17 protein-coding genes and 1 tRNA gene are annotated in these 14,130 nt (G+C 66.3%); 6 read left to right on the top strand and 12 right to left on the bottom strand.

Features of this window, described 5'->3' with window-relative positions; all coding sequences use genetic code 11:
- Window positions 1-52 precede the first annotated feature (52 nt).
- The 12 genes from NX02_RS06815 to NX02_RS06760 form a co-directional block, all read right to left on the bottom strand.
- Window positions 53-1,645: a M20/M25/M40 family metallo-hydrolase gene (locus NX02_RS06815; protein WP_025291444.1), complete on the bottom strand. Its 1,593-nt coding sequence runs from the start codon at window positions 1,643-1,645 to the stop codon at window positions 53-55.
- Between the two features lie 29 nt (window positions 1,646-1,674).
- A complete protein-coding gene (locus NX02_RS06810) occupies window positions 1,675-3,000 on the bottom strand; it encodes a metal-dependent hydrolase family protein (RefSeq protein ID WP_025291443.1) in 1,326 nt (441 codons plus the stop codon).
- Window positions 3,001-3,050: 50 nt separating this feature from the next.
- On the bottom strand, window positions 3,051-4,370 hold the full coding sequence (locus tag NX02_RS06805) for a metal-dependent hydrolase family protein (protein WP_025291442.1): 1,320 nt from the start codon (window positions 4,368-4,370) through the stop codon (window positions 3,051-3,053).
- Window positions 4,371-5,108: 738 nt separating this feature from the next.
- Window positions 5,109-5,193, bottom strand: a tRNA-Leu gene (locus NX02_RS06800).
- A gap of 102 nt (window positions 5,194-5,295) precedes the next feature.
- Window positions 5,296-5,670, bottom strand: a complete 375-nt coding sequence (locus NX02_RS30610) for a hypothetical protein (protein WP_025291441.1) — start codon at window positions 5,668-5,670, stop codon at window positions 5,296-5,298.
- On the bottom strand, window positions 5,667-6,191 hold the full coding sequence (locus NX02_RS06790) for a JAB domain-containing protein (protein ID WP_025291440.1): 525 nt from the start codon (window positions 6,189-6,191) through the stop codon (window positions 5,667-5,669). Before NX02_RS06790 ends, NX02_RS30610 begins: the two co-directional genes overlap by 4 nt.
- Entirely contained in the window at window positions 6,191-6,682 is a 492-nt protein-coding gene (locus NX02_RS32265) for a hypothetical protein (RefSeq protein WP_158013944.1), read from the bottom strand. Before NX02_RS32265 ends, NX02_RS06790 begins: the two co-directional genes overlap by 1 nt.
- Window positions 6,683-6,732: 50 nt before the next feature.
- Entirely contained in the window at window positions 6,733-7,098 is a 366-nt protein-coding gene (locus tag NX02_RS06780; RefSeq protein ID WP_158013943.1) for a hypothetical protein, read from the bottom strand.
- 66 nt (window positions 7,099-7,164) lie between these two features.
- Window positions 7,165-7,722, bottom strand: coding sequence for a helix-turn-helix domain-containing protein (locus NX02_RS30605; protein ID WP_025291437.1), 558 nt, complete (start codon window positions 7,720-7,722; stop codon window positions 7,165-7,167).
- Between the two features lie 87 nt (window positions 7,723-7,809).
- Window positions 7,810-8,238 (bottom strand): DUF805 domain-containing protein, encoded by a 429-nt coding sequence (locus tag NX02_RS06770; RefSeq protein WP_245648787.1) that lies wholly within the window; start codon window positions 8,236-8,238, stop codon window positions 7,810-7,812.
- Between the two features lie 39 nt (window positions 8,239-8,277).
- The gene (locus NX02_RS06765; protein ID WP_025291435.1) at window positions 8,278-8,814 is read right to left on the bottom strand and encodes a DUF805 domain-containing protein; all 537 of its coding nucleotides are present in this window, start codon (window positions 8,812-8,814) and stop codon (window positions 8,278-8,280) included.
- Window positions 8,815-8,941: 127 nt separating this feature from the next.
- Window positions 8,942-10,450 carry a YifB family Mg chelatase-like AAA ATPase gene (locus tag NX02_RS06760; protein ID WP_025291434.1) on the bottom strand — a complete coding sequence of 503 codons (1,509 nt, stop codon included), beginning with the start codon at window positions 10,448-10,450 and terminating at the stop codon, window positions 8,942-8,944.
- Between the two features lie 121 nt (window positions 10,451-10,571).
- On the opposite strand from NX02_RS06760, the gene NX02_RS06755 reads away from it, so the two are divergent.
- The 6 genes from NX02_RS06755 to yihA all read left to right on the top strand — a co-directional run bounded on the left by NX02_RS06755 (window position 10,572) and on the right by yihA (window position 14,111).
- Window positions 10,572-10,934: a hypothetical protein gene (locus NX02_RS06755; protein ID WP_245648786.1), complete on the top strand. Its 363-nt coding sequence runs from the start codon at window positions 10,572-10,574 to the stop codon at window positions 10,932-10,934.
- Between the two features lie 102 nt (window positions 10,935-11,036).
- The gene (gene rpmH / locus NX02_RS06750; protein ID WP_025295591.1) at window positions 11,037-11,171 is read left to right on the top strand and encodes a 50S ribosomal protein L34; all 135 of its coding nucleotides are present in this window, start codon (window positions 11,037-11,039) and stop codon (window positions 11,169-11,171) included.
- Window positions 11,168-11,494 carry a ribonuclease P protein component gene (rnpA, locus tag NX02_RS06745; RefSeq protein WP_245648861.1) on the top strand — a complete coding sequence of 109 codons (327 nt, stop codon included), beginning with the start codon at window positions 11,168-11,170 and terminating at the stop codon, window positions 11,492-11,494. The genes rpmH and rnpA overlap by 4 nt, the downstream gene beginning before the upstream one ends.
- A complete protein-coding gene (yidD, locus tag NX02_RS06740) occupies window positions 11,491-11,703 on the top strand; it encodes a membrane protein insertion efficiency factor YidD (RefSeq protein WP_025291431.1) in 213 nt (70 codons plus the stop codon). Before rnpA ends, yidD begins: the two co-directional genes overlap by 4 nt.
- A gap of 33 nt (window positions 11,704-11,736) precedes the next feature.
- Window positions 11,737-13,449, top strand: a complete 1,713-nt coding sequence (yidC, locus tag NX02_RS06735) for a membrane protein insertase YidC (protein ID WP_025291430.1) — start codon at window positions 11,737-11,739, stop codon at window positions 13,447-13,449.
- On the top strand, window positions 13,446-14,111 hold the full coding sequence (yihA, locus tag NX02_RS06730; protein WP_025291429.1) for a ribosome biogenesis GTP-binding protein YihA/YsxC: 666 nt from the start codon (window positions 13,446-13,448) through the stop codon (window positions 14,109-14,111). Before yidC ends, yihA begins: the two co-directional genes overlap by 4 nt.
- The last annotated feature ends 19 nt before the right edge of the window (window positions 14,112-14,130 follow it).

The following is a 14,130-nucleotide window of genomic DNA, read 5'->3' as shown; positions in this document are numbered from 1 at the left end:
TCATCCTCTTGGGGAAACACTGGCCCGCCCCGCTCCCGGCGCGGGCAGGCACTCACTTGGTCGCCGCCAGCGCGTAGAGCACGTCGGCGTAGAAACCCTCCATCTGGGTCAGGCTGAAGATCTTCGAGCCCGGCTTGGGATCGATGACGAGATATTCGTTGGGCGCGTGCGCGTCGGCGCCATGGCCGATCGCCAGCGTGACGTCCGGCAGTCCCAAGGTCTGGGTGAAGACGTAGGAGGGCCGGCTGCCGCCCGAACGCGGCGAGACGTCCACCGTCAGCCCATATTTGTTGTAGGTGCCCAGCACCGCGCGGACGAGCGGCGCGCTGACCGAGGTCTGCGAGGCGGGATAGCCGCTCAGCTTGCGGATTTCGATGTCGGCGAAGCCCTTCGCGTCGAGATGCTTGCGCATCAGCGCCAGCATCTCGTCCGGCGTCTGATCCGGCACCAGCCGGGAATCGAGCTTGGCATAGGCGCGGTGCGGCAGGATGGTCTTCATTCCCGGCCCGTCATAGCCGGTCGCAATGCCGTCGATGTTCAGCGTGGTATCGAACAGATAGCGCGACAGCGACTGGCGCGCTTCCATCCCGTCATACCAATGATCGATGCTGAAGCCCTTGCGGACGGTAAGCTGGCGCTTCTCCCACCCCGCGAGCGTGCCGTTGAACAGGCGCTGCTCTTCCTCGCTCGGCTGGCGGATCCTGTCGTAATAGCCGGGAATATTGATCGTGTTGCCGTCCGGCGACGTCAGCGTCGCCAGTGCCTGCGTCAGCCGCCATGCGGGGGCATCGGTGGTCGCTTTCCACGAGCTGTGGATCTCCGCCTTCTGCGGGCCGCCGGTGGTCGGGTTGCCCTTCGCTTCCAGCTCGACATAGAGGATGCCCTTGTTGCCGAGCTGCATCGACACGGCGCCGTCCGCGGGCGACTGGCCGCCGCCCGGATAGATCGATCCCGCCGCGGCTTTCAGCCGGTCGGCATATTTGGCGATGATCTCCGGATAATGCGGGGAGCCGAGTTCCTCCTCGCTCTCCGCGACGATCATCAGGTTCACCGGCAGCTTGCCGCGCACCGCGATGATCGATTCGATCGTGTTGAGGAAGGCCCGCTCGGGGCCCTTGGTGTTGGTTGCGCCGCGCGCCATCAGCACGCGGCCGAGCGGATGATCCTCGACGATCGCACCCTCGAACGGCGGCACCTTCCAGTCCTCGGGCTCGACCGGCTGGACGTCGAGCATCATGTAGACGACGAGCGTCTTCTTCGCGCCGGCATTGTAATACGCGAACACGCCGGGGTGGCCGCCGGTGGGGACGACCTCCACCTCCTGGAAACCGATCTTGCGGAAGTCGGCGGCGGCCAGTTCGGCCATCTCGCGCACGCCGTCATTCTGCGCGCTGATCGAGCGTTGCCGAACCCAGCGCTGCAGATTGGCGATGTGCGCCGCCTTGTTCTTCTCGATGTGGGCGTAGATATCCCTGTTGTCGCCCTTGTAGGCCGGGATGTCCGCCATCGAGAAGGCGTCGGTCGTGGTGAACTTGATCTCGGGCCGCCCCGAAGCGGGGGCCGCCTGGGCCAGTGCGGGAAGCGGCAGCGCCGCGCCGGAGAACGCCGCAAGCGTTCCCAGTCCGAGCAATTTCCTGAAACCCATGCGATACCCCTTCTTGCTCAAGCCGACCCCTATTTGCTCGTCCAGGGCGCGAGCACGCCGCCCTGCTTCACCACATCGCCGCCCTTCATCACGAACTGCACGCGCTGCAATTCGGTGATGTCGCTGAGCGGATTGCCCTGCACCGCGACGATGTCCGCGTAGCGGCCGGCCTGGATCGAGCCGATATCGTCGGCGGCGTGCAGCAGATCGGCGGCGTTGCGCGTGGCGGTGAGGATCGCGTCCATCGGCGTCAGCCCCGCCTTCACCAGCAGCGCGAATTCCTCCGCCTTGTTGCGATCGAACGAACCGGCGACGTCGGTGCCGAAGGCGATCTTCACGCCGGCGCGATAGGCACGGCCGGCATTGCCGATCATCGTCGGCGTCACCGCGATCGCCTTTTCGGCGACCGTCGGCGGCAGCTTGTCCGGCGCCTTCACCGCGACCTGATAGATCCAGTCGGCGACGAGCAATGTCGGCACGAGGAAGGTGCCATGCACCTTCATCAGCCGGTAGCTCTCGGCATCCGAATAGGTGCCGTGATCGACCGAATCGACGCCCGCGGCGACGACATGGTCGATCGCCTTCTTGCCATGCGCGTGCGCGGCAACCGTCATCCCCAGCTCATGCGCGGTGTCGATGACGCTCTTCATCTCCTCGTCGGTCATCGTCATGTGGTTGGGATCGTCGCCGATCGAGGCGACGCCGCCGCTCGGCATGATCTTGATGACGGTGGCGCCGCGGCGCTGATGCTCGCGCACCTTCACCCGGCCGTCGATCGCGCCGTCGACGATCGCGGCGTCGCGACCGGCGAACGTGATGCCGGGCCGCATGCCGTTGGCCGCGTCCGAATGGCCGCCGGTCGCCGCCAGCGGCTCGAGCGCGGTCCAGATGCGCGGGCCGATCAGCTTGCCGGCGTTGATCGCGCGGATCAGCGCGGGTGCCTCGATCGGGCCCGACCCGACGTCGCGGACCGCGGTGAAGCCCATTTCGATCTCGCGCCGAGCGTTGAGCGCGGCGGTGATCGTGCCGTCGCCATCGCTCTGGGTGAAGCGCGCGAGCACGCCCCAGTCGCGGCCCATCGAGATATGGTCGTGGGTGTCGATGAAGCCCGGCAGCACGGTGGCGGTCGAAAGATCGATCACCTGCGCGCCGGTGGGGGTGACGAAGCCGGGTTCGACCGCAACGATCCGATCATCCTTGATGACGATCGAAACCTTGCTGCGCGGTGCCTTGGACACGGCATCGATCAGGGTGCCGGCATGGATGACGACATCCCTGGCGACGGCGGGCGATGCCGCCGCGGCGGCCAGAACGAACGAGAAAGCGGTCGAGAGAAGCGTGCGCCTGGCGTTCATGGGGAACTCCGCAAGATCGAAAAGGGGGGTGAAAGGGCAGCGCCGGTCGATCAGCGCTGCATCGCCCCATCCTTCTTGAGCACCTCGCCGCCCTTCATCACGAAGCGCACGCGCTGCAGTTCGGTGATGTCGGCGATCGGATCGCCCTCGACCGCGACGATGTCCGCATAACGGCCGGCCTGCACCGAGCCGATATCCTCGGGCGTGCCGATCAGTTCGGCGGCGTTGCGGGTGGCGGCGAAGATCGCGTCCATCGGCGTCAGCCCGGCCTTCACCAGCAGCGCGAATTCCTCACCCTTGTTGCGGTTGGAGGTGGCGCCCTGATCGGTGCCGAAGGCGATCTTCACGCCGGCGCGATAGGCGCGACCGGCATTGCCGATCATCGTCGGCGTCACCGCGATCGCCTTTTCGGCGACCGTCGGCGGCAGCAGTTCGGGGGTCTTGATCGCGGTCTGGTAGATCGCGTCGGCGACGAGCAGGGTCGGCACGAGGAAGGTGCCATGCTCCTTCATCAGCTTGTAGCTCTCGGCATCGGCATAGGTGCCGTGCTCGATCGAATCGACGCCGGCCATGATGACATGGTCGATCGCCTTCTTGCCGTGTGCGTGCGCCGCGACCTTCAGGCCCAGTTCGTGCGCGGTATCGATCACCGACTTCATCTCGTCGTCGGCCATCGTCATGTGGTGCGGATCGTCACCGATCGAACCGACGCCGCCGCTGGGCATGATCTTGATGACGGTCGCACCGCGGCGGCGATGCTCGCGGACCTTGATCCTGGCTTCCTCCGGCCCGTCGATGATCGCGGCGTCGCGGCCCGCGAAGCTGATGTCGGGGCGGACGCCGTTGGCACGATCGGAATGGCCGCCGGTGGGTCCGAGCGCCTCGAGCGCGGTCCACAGCCGCGGGCCGACGATCTTGCCCGAATTGATCGCGCGGATCAGCGCGGGCGCGGTCAGCGGGCCCGAGCCGACGTCGCGCACGGTGGTGAAGCCCAGTTCGATCTCACGGCGCGCGTTGAGCATGGCGGAGATCACCGCGTCGCCCTCGGTCTGGGTGAAGCGGTTGAGCGGGCGGCGGTCGCCGGACGAGGAAATATGGTCGTGGGTCTCGATCAGGCCGGGCAGCACCGTTGCCTGCGAGAGGTCGATCACCTCGGCACCGGCGGGGGTGACGAAGCCGTTCTGCACGCCGGTGATGCGATCATCCTTGATCAGGATCGAAACCCGCGTCTTCGGCGTCGCCGAGGCGCCGTCGATCAGCGTGCCTGCGTGGATCACCACATCCTTGGCGACCGCCGGCGCGGCGAAGGCCAGCGCGGCGGTGGCCGCGATCAGCGCGCGACGCAAACGGCGCTTGGTCTCATTGTGCATGCAGTCCCCCTGTTTAACCCTGACCCTGCGAGAAAAAAGGAGGGCGCTCGAAAGCGCCCTTCATCATGTCCGGAAGTTGGTCCGGCGAAAATGGCCCCAGAATTCGTCGACGTCCGCGAAATCGATGCGGGCGAGACCGCCCGACGTCGATGACCGGACGGCGACATCCTGCCGACGCCTGCGCGCTGAACTTCGGCGTGTAGGCCACATAGTCGCCCGTCAGGCCAATGCATCCCATTCCCCCTGGACTACAGATACCCCGAGATTCTTTGAGCTCTTCGCCCCCTACCCGGCGGTTCGACTTTCCGGCCTGCCAGTCAATTCGACGCGCCACCTTGGCAGCTGCATCGGCGCAATTGCGCGGACACAGCCGCATAGTTCACGAAGAAGACAAATGCGTCGCGAAACGCCGAAAAACGACGCAGTTTGTTCTAACTTTTATCGAAATTTTGGAACGTTCATTGCGACCAGCCCCCGCTGATTGGCTCGTTTTGATTCGTTGCTGCGACGTTACACCAGAGTGAGTGTGAAATCTCACCAATTTTTGTCACATCGATGCAACAAAATAGGCGATCTGCGCCCAACATTTTGTAAAGTCCGATCCAAACGCACCAAAGATGCGCACAGGTGGCGTCGAGATTGCCTGCCAGGGCGAATCGGCGCGAAACGGTGGTCGCGCGCATACCGAATCGGCTCAGCCGGCTTGGCGACGCCCGGTCTTCCCATCGGTTTCTATGGTGGTGCGGGCGGTCGGGCTCGAACCGACACTCCTTGCGGAACCGGATTTTGAGTCCGGCGCGTCTACCAGTTTCACCACGCCCGCATGACGTGAAGCCGGCGAAGCGCCGACCGAAGCGGCGCTATACGCGAGCCGATCGGACATTTCCAGCACCTGCCGGACACTTCCTGGCAGGCAGGTGGTCGGTCATATGCCGTCGGCGCGCGTCCGCATCGGCAAGCCGCCCGCGAACATGGTGAGATGATCCTCCAGACGCGCCAGCGCAGGCGCCCCGAGCGTGACGGTGACGTCGCGCTCGCCCGACGGGATGAGGATGCCCCGCTCCACGAGCAGCCGCACCCAGCGCCTTACCGTCGACTGCGGCACCGGGCTCGCCGCTTCCAGCGACGCCGCCGAAAGCGGCCGCCCGTCCCGCTCGCCGAGATAGACAGCGAGCATCAGGTCCCATGCGGGATCGGCGAAGATGCCGTCGCCGAGCCGTGTGTCCCGCGCGCGACGCTCGTCGAGCAGCGCACGCGCGATGCCGGGCAGATCGACGGCGAAATCGGTCGATTGGGTCACAACAATCCTCTTCGGCGCAGACTGGTCGCCCCGTCGCGGGCGACGATGATATGATCGTGCAGGCTGATGTCGAACAACGCGGCGGCGCTGCGCAGTCTGAGCGTCGCCTCGACATCCTTCGCGCTGGGTTCGGAATTGCCCGAGGGGTGATTGTGGACGAGGATGAACGCGGCGGCGCCGAGTTCGATCGCACGCCGCACCACTTCCCGCGGGAAGACGGGCACCTGATCGATCGTGCCCTGGATCAGCACGTCGTCACGAATCAGTTCGTTGCGCGCGTTGAGATAGAGCGCGCGCAGGCATTCCTCGCGCTGGCGGCCCATATCGGCCTGGAGATAGTCGAGCAATGCGTCGAAATTCGCGAAGATCGGCGCCGCGATCGCCTCCTCGCGCAGGCAGTGCAGCATCGCGGTGCGCGTCGCGCCGAGTTGGTCGATCGCCGGATGCCCCGCGCCCAGCAGCCGCGTCCATTGGTCGGGCGGCGCGCCCATCACCGCCGCGACGCTGCCGAACTCGTCCATCAACCGGCCGGCGGCACGGCCGGCCGCGTGCGTGCCGAGCGGCGCGAGAAGGGCCGCCAGGACCTGCCGGCCGTTCCCCGCTTCACGCGCCGCCGGTATGCGATCGTGCCCGCCAGCAGCGCCGTCAGTGTCGGATAGGCCCAGAAACCCTGCATCCACGCGTAGGCGAAGCGGATAGCCGTCGGCGACAGCATGAACGCTATCGGGGTCAAGACCCCCACCAGATGAAATCCTGCAGCCCATAGGGTCCAGCGCCGGTCAGCGACGATTGCAAGCGCGACGAGCAGCGCCAGCAGCGCGACGTCGATCGCCAGCACCGCATATTCGACCTGTACATAACCGTCGGGATCGGCGGCGAAGATCGTCAGTACCGATGCCGCGATCATGCCCCATGCGGCGATCCGTTCGGGCGGGCCGCCGCGCCACAATGCAAAGCCACAACATAGAATGAGGTAGGTCCAGTATGCGGTGAGCAACAATATGAGGGCCATGGGATTGACCGGATCATCAAGCGATCGCCCGGTCAATCCCAACCAAAGGATCAGGCCGTGAAGGCAGGCAGCGGCTTGCCGTCGCCGGCGCCGAAATTGATCGCCTCCAGCCCCGCCTTGCGCTGCATCGCGCCCAGGCGGCGGTGGGTGTTGATCAACGCGCGCCGCGCCGCGACCGTGGCGGTGAACGTCTCGGCGATATCCTCGAGGCTGCCCTGGCTGAATTCGGCGGCCATTCCGGCATCGACGCGCGCGGTGGCGATGGCGGCGCCGAGCAGCGAGAGCTGGCCGATCGCGGCATCGAATGCGGCTTCGGTGCCGATCAGCGGCTCGGCGATCCGCTCGGCGGCGACGAGGCGGCCGCTGCGCGACCGCTGGAAATCCGGATGAACGACGGAGTTTGACGCTTCGGACATGCATTCCCCTTTTCCGCCCTGGTCGGCGGGCATGACGTTGACGATGCGGGTGCCCGTGCCGCCGGGTCAGGTCAGCGCGGCTTCCAGAGCCTGCTGCCCCGCCAGGATGGCGCTGAGCAATCCGCCCGCAACCAGCGCCGCAAGGATGGCGATGCCGATGATCGCCGCGAGGACCCTGAGAATCCGTCGCCCGTCGATCGCGTCTTCATCGATCCCCACGGCCGGCAGAGCGGGATCCGCCTCCGGGACATCGAACGCCATGCGCTCTTCCCGGAACCCGGTTGCCGCCCCTTCCGTTGCCGGCTGCGGATCGATCCATGCCCGGGGTTCGGGCTCCCCGGCCAGTGCTGCCGATTGGTATACCAGCCGCTGGTACCGGTCGGGGGCCTCGCCCGCCGCATCCGCATCCGCATCCGCCAGCAGCCGCGCTGCCGCGACCCGCGTCGAGACGCCCAGCTTGCGCATCGCCTGCTTGATCCGCTTGTCGACCGCATCGGGCCCGATGCCGAGCCGGATCGCGATCTCCTTCGACGGCTTGTGGTCGAGCACCAGCCGCAGGCAATCGCGCTCGCCCGGCGTCAACCGGGCGACGGGATCGGGATCGAGCGGATCGGGATCGGGCATGGCAATGCTATGCCCCGTCAGTGACACGGCTCGCAACGCGGAGATAAGAAGCTCGTCACCCGAGATACCGGCGACCTGCGCCGGCGCTCATGAGAAAACGCGCGAGTGCGCTGGCGCCTTGGGATCTTCCCCGTAACGGTTGGGTCCGCGCGTGCCTTCGATGAACATCATGACGAGTACAACCAATCCAACCAGCGGAACAAAGGCAATGAGCGCTATCCACCCGCTGAGATCCTGATCGTGCAATCGCCTCACGAGAACGGCTAACTGTGGGATGATCAACGCCACCAACACGATGAGAAAAAGAATGCTGCCGATGATGATGCCGACGCCGATGCTTTGGGTGCTATCGCTGCCCCTCGCGCTTGCGATGATAGCGAATATTGCCGCGACCGACAAGACAGCCACAATGACGATGATCTGGAACAGATAGAACATCCAGAATTCTGTCCTGCGCGAACGCCCGGAGAAATCGGCATACCGCTTGAGCGGCAGTATCATCCAGTCCACCGGCATCTCCCCGCTTGCGTGGCCGGCAAGCCGGCCACCGCGGGTTCAGGCAAACACTTCGGCGTTCGTCGGTCGCTTCGGATCCTCGCCATAACGATTCGATCCCCGCGTGCCGTCAAGAACACAAAACACGAGCATGACGACGCAAGCGACAAGGAGCAGCAGGTTGAAAACGCCGCCGATGAGCATCAGCGCAACGCCGCCCGAGCCCATCGCTGCACCGGCGAAGCCAAACACCACCGATAGCAGATAGGGGCCCCAGAACAGCATGATCCACCAGCCAGACTTGTCTGAATCATGCAGGCGCCGGACAGTTACCGCGAGGCTCGGGATGAGCAGCCCCAGGCTGACAACGATCGATATAATCATGATCACGCCGGCCCCTGCAAAAATTGCCGTCATGTTCGCACCGATATTCTCCGGGTCTGAAAATGCAGCGGCTCCGCCCAAAGCCATCAAAATCAAGACTGTGAAAACGATGTTGATGACGAACATCGCTAGAAACCACATCCAAAACTCCAGCCGCCGCGAACGGCCCGAAAAATCGGCATATCGCTTGAGCGGCAAAATCATCCATTCCATGGAAGCTTCCCCTTCCAGTGAGCAAAAAGCGCGCCCGAACGCCGGTCTGTCGCCGGCCAATGCGGGCCGGACGCTCCCCCAAAATGACTGTAGGATCAAGGATTGTTTCATTTTGCCCCGTCCCGCCTTACGCGGTCGGGGCGCGCCTGCGGTAGCTCAGCGCCTCGGCGACATGAACGCGGTGGACGCCGTCCGACCCGTCGAGATCGGCGATGGTGCGGCCGACGCGCAGGATGCGGGTGTAGCCGCGCGCCGACAGCCGCATCGCTTCCGCCGCTTGCGCCAGCAGCGCGCGGCCGGGATCGTCGGGCGTGGCCACACGGTCGAGCAGTTCGCCATCGGCTTCGGCATTCGTCCTCACCGGAACCGCCGCATAGCGTTCGGTCTGCACGTCGCGCGCCGCGGTGACGCGCACGGCGACCTGCGCCGATCCTTCCGCTGGCGGCGGCAGCACGAGATCGGCGGCGGTGACCGCAGCCATTTCGACATGCAGATCGATCCGGTCGAGCAGCGGCCCCGACACCTTCGCCTGATAGTCGGCGGCGCAGCGCGGCGCGCGCGAGCAGGCGAGCGCGGGATCGCCGAGATGGCCGCAGCGGCATGGGTTCATCGCCGCGATCAGTTGGACGCGCGCCGGAAAGGTGACATGGGCATTGGCGCGCGCGACGCTGACCTTGCCGGTTTCCAGCGGCTGGCGCAGCGAATCGAGCCCGACGCGCTGGAACTCGGCCAGTTCGTCGAGGAACAGCACGCCGAGATGCGCGAGGCTCACCTCGCCCGGCCGCACGCGGATACCGCCACCGACCAGCGCCGCCATCGAGGCGCTGTGGTGCGGGCTGCGGAACGGCCGGCTGCGCACCATCCGGCCCTCGTTGAGTTCGCCCGCGACGCTGGCGATCATCGACACCTCCAGCGCCTCCGCGGGGGTGAGATCGGGCAGGATGCCCGGCAGGCAGGCGGCGAGCAGTGACTTGCCGGCGCCCGGTGGACCGACCATCAGAAGGTTGTGCCCACCCGCCGCGGCGATCTCCAGCGCGCGGCGTGCGGTCTCCTGCCCCTTCACCTGCTTGAGGTCCGGCCCCGCCGCGCGGGCCTCCACCTCGCCCGGCACCGGCGGCGCCAGCAGCGCGCGGCCGCGAAAATGGTTGAGCAGCGCGATCAGGTCGGGCGCGGCGAGCACCTCGATGCCGCTCGCCCACGCCGCTTCCGGCCCTTGCGCGACCGGGCAGACCAGCCCCTTGCCGACCTCGGCCGCGTGCAGCGCCGCAAGCAGCACGCCGGGGGACGGCGCCAGCCGCCCGTCGAGCCCCAGCTCGCCGACGAAGACGTAGGACGACAAGGTCTCGGCATCGATCACCCCCATCGCGCCGAGCAGCGCCAGCGCGATCGGCAGATCATAATGCGATCCCTCCTTGGGCAGATCGGCGGGTGACAGGTTCACGCTGATTCGCTTGGGCGGCAGCGAGAGACCGATCGCGGCGATCGCGCCGCGCACCCGTTCCCGGCTCTCCCCCACCGCCTTGTCCGGCAGCCCGACGACCACGAAGGCGGGAAGCCCCGGCGTGAGTTGCACCTGCGCCTCGACCGCGCGCGCATCGAGCCCGAGATAGGCAACGGTCGACACGATCGAGACCATGAACATTCCCCCTTTGTTCCTTGCCGGCTTGTAGGGAGGCGCCCCGCGCAGAGTCGAGCGAAATCTGATTGCCACCCTGCGCACGAACCGACGGGCGCCCGACGCCTTGCGACGAACGACGATGCGCACGCTTGTCCGCGCGGCGGGGCCACCCCACCTCGGTTCCATGACCTGGCGCGTGACATTGCAGAGGAAGTGGTGCGCGCTGGGGCACGACCCGCGGATTCGCGTGCTGCTGTGCGGGTTGGGATGGCTGCTGATCGCACTCACACCGCTCGTCGGCCCCCTGCCCGGCCCTGGCGGGATCATCGTCTTCGCCGCGGGGCTCGGTCTCGTCCTGCGCAATTCCGCTTGGGCAAAGCGCCGCTATGTGCGATTCAAGCGGCGCCATCCCGGTTGGGGCGATTGGGCGGACTGGGGCCTGCGCCGCGCGAGCGCCCGCCGCCGGATCGAAATCTGTCGCGAGCGCCGTCGGCGCGGGTGAGCAGACGGATTGACTTCGCGGTGCCTTTTGCCTATCGGCGCCCTTCACAACGGCCGCCCGCCAAGGCGGCCCTTTTCTATTCTGCACTTTGAGGAATGAGCGATGAAGCGCACCTTTCAGCCCAGCAAGCTCGTGCGGGCCCGCCGTCACGGCTTCCGGTCGCGCAGCGCGACTGTCGGGGGCCGCAAGGTTTTGCGCGCCCGTCGCGCCCGCGGCCGCAACAAGCTGTCCGCCTGAACCGGATCACGCGCCGCACGGATTATCTCGCGGCGAACAGCGGCAAGCGGGTCGCCATGCCCGGCTTCGTGCTGCTGGTCCATCGCCGCGATGACGGCGATTCGGCCGTGCGGCTGGGAATTACCGTCACCAAGAAGATCGGCGGCGCTGTCGTGCGGAATCGCATGAAGCGCCGTTTCCGTGAATTGGCCCGCGCGCTCCTGCCGGAACGCGGCGTGGCCGGGGCGGATCATGTGCTGATCGGACGTGCCGGTGGCGTCGAGCGCGACTACGGCCTGCTCGGCGAAGAACTGGCCAAGGCACTGGATCGGGCTAGGCGATGATCGCCCGGTTGCTGATCCTCGTCGCGCGTGCATGGCAGCTCGGGCCCTCGGCGATTTTGCCGCCAAGCTGCCGTTACCAGCCAAGCTGTTCTGCCTATGCGATCGAGGCATTGAAGCGCTATGGCGCGCTCAAGGGCAGTTGGCTGGCTGTCCGGCGGATTTCGCGCTGTCACCCGTTCGGGGGCAGCGGCTATGACCCGGTGCCCTGACGGGCGATCATTCGGACGGGGTGGGAGTTTAGCGTGGACGACAAGCGCAATCTGATCATTTTCGCGCTCATCGCGGCGCTGGTGCTGTTCGGCGGCCAGTTCGTCACCGACTATTTCTTCCCGACCGCGAATCCGCCCGCGACCAAGATGGTCGACGGCAAGTCCGTGCCGGTTCCCTCGCCCACCGCCTCGACGCCGGCGGCCGACGCGCCCGACGCGATCCGCCCGGTGGCTGCCGCGCTCGGCGCCTCGCCGCGCCTGCCGGTGCGCACCCCCAAGCTGCAGGGTTCGATCGCGCTGAAGGGCGCCCGTATCGACGACCTGCTGCTGACCAATTATCGGGAGACGATCGCGAAGAACGCGCCGCCGATCCGGCTGCTGGCGCCCGCCGGCACCAAGGATGCGCGCCTGGCCGGCTTCGGCTGGGCGGGCGAGGGCGTCGCGACACCCGGCCCCGACACCGTGTGGACCGCGGATGCCGCGGAACTGGTGCCGGGCAAGCCGGTGACGCTGAGCTGGAATAACGGCCGCGGTCTCGTTTTCGCGATGCGTATCGCGGTCGACGAGAATTACATGTTCACCGTCCGGCAGTCCGTGGCCAACCGCAGCGGCAGCGCCGTTGCGGTGCAGCCCTATGGCTATGTCTCGCAGCGCGGCGTCTCCAAGGATCCGGATAGCTGGACGATCCACACCGGCCCGACCGGCGTGTTCAACGGCGCCGCGAACTATGATGTCGATTTCAGCGATGTCGATGCGGCCGGCAACAACGGCCTCGATTTCGCGACCACCGGCGGCTGGCTGGGTTTCAACGACAAATATTGGCTGACCGCGCTGGTGCCCGACCAGGGCAAGCCGGTGAACGCCAAGTTCCGCATCGGCGGCGGCGGCGCCTATCAAGCCGATTTCCGTGCCGCGCAGGCCGTGGTGCAGCCCGGTCGTGCGCTCACCACCGAAACGCGCTTCTTCGCCGGCGCCAAGGAAGTCGGCGTGCTGCAGGCCTATGAGAATGATCTCAAGATCGTGCAGTTCGACAAGGCGATCGACTGGGGCTGGTTCGCCCCGATCGAACGCCCGATCTTCTGGGTGCTCGACTGGCTGTTCAAGTTCACCGGTAATTTCGGCGTCGCGATCATCCTGCTGACCGTGCTGGTGCGCGGCCTGATGTTCCCGATCGCGCAGCGCCAGTTCGCCTCGATGGCGGGCATGCGCGCGGTGCAGCCGAAGATGAAGGCGCTGCAGGAGCGGCACAAGGACGACAAGCCCAAGCTTCAGGAAGAGATGATGAAGCTGTACCGCGAGGAAAAGGTGAACCCGATCGCGGGCTGCCTGCCGCTGGTGCTGCAGATTCCGATCTTCTACGCGCTCTACAAGGTGCTGATGCTGACGATCGAGATGCGCCACCAGCCCTTCATCCTGTGGATCAAGGACCTGTCGGCCCCCGATCCCGCGACCCTGCTCAACCTGTTCGGCTATCTGAACTTCACGCCGCCGCACTTCCTGGCGATCGGCGTGCTGCCGGTGCTGCTGGGCATCACCATGTATCTCCAGTTCAAGCTGAACCCGCAGCCGATGGACGAGATGCAGAAGCAGGTGTTCAGCCTGATGCCGTGGGTGTTCATGTTCGTGATGGCACCGTTCGCGGCGGGCCTGCAGCTCTATTGGACGGTCTCCAACCTGCTCACCATCGCGCAGCAGAAGTGGCTGTACAGCCGCCACCCCGCGCTGAAGGAGGCGGCAGCGAAGTGAGCGACGAAGCGGATGAGGGCGCGGCGGACGCACGGGCCGAACTGGTCGAGGCGGCGCGAAAGCTGTTCGCGGGGCCGGTCGAGTTCCTGAAATCGGCCCCGGAGCTGCGCTTCCTCCCCGATCCGGACGTGCCCGAGGTGGCGTTCGCAGGCCGCTCCAACGTCGGCAAATCGTCGCTGCTGAACGGCCTCACCAACCGCAACGGCCTCGCCCGCACGTCCAACACCCCGGGCCGCACGCAGGAGCTCAACTATTTCGACGTCGGCGCGCCGCCGGTGATGCGGCTGGTCGACATGCCGGGCTATGGCTTCGCCAAGGCGCCCAAGGACATGGTCCGCAAGTGGCGCTATCTGGTGAACGACTATCTGCGCGGCCGGCAGGTGCTGAAGCGCGCGCTGGTGCTGATCGATTCGCGTCACGGCATCAAGGATGTCGATCGCGACATCATGAAGATGCTGGACGACGCTGCGGTCAGCTATCGCCTGGTGCTCACCAAGGCGGACAAGATCAAGGCGACCGAACTGACGGCGGTGCTGGAGCAGACCGGAACCGAAGCGCGTACCCGCCCCGCCGCGCATCCGGAGATCATCGTCACGTCCAGCGAAACCGGCCTCGGCATGGCAGAGTTGCGTGCGGCCGTGTTCGAATCGATCACGGGTTAGCGCCAGCGCTTCTCGACTT

The organism is Sphingomonas sanxanigenens DSM 19645 = NX02 (assembly GCF_000512205.2).
Taxonomy (GTDB): Bacteria; Pseudomonadota; Alphaproteobacteria; order Sphingomonadales; family Sphingomonadaceae; genus Sphingomonas_D; species Sphingomonas_D sanxanigenens.
Note: the sequence above shows the minus strand (reverse complement) of the source record. Positions and strands in the feature narration are given on the sequence as shown.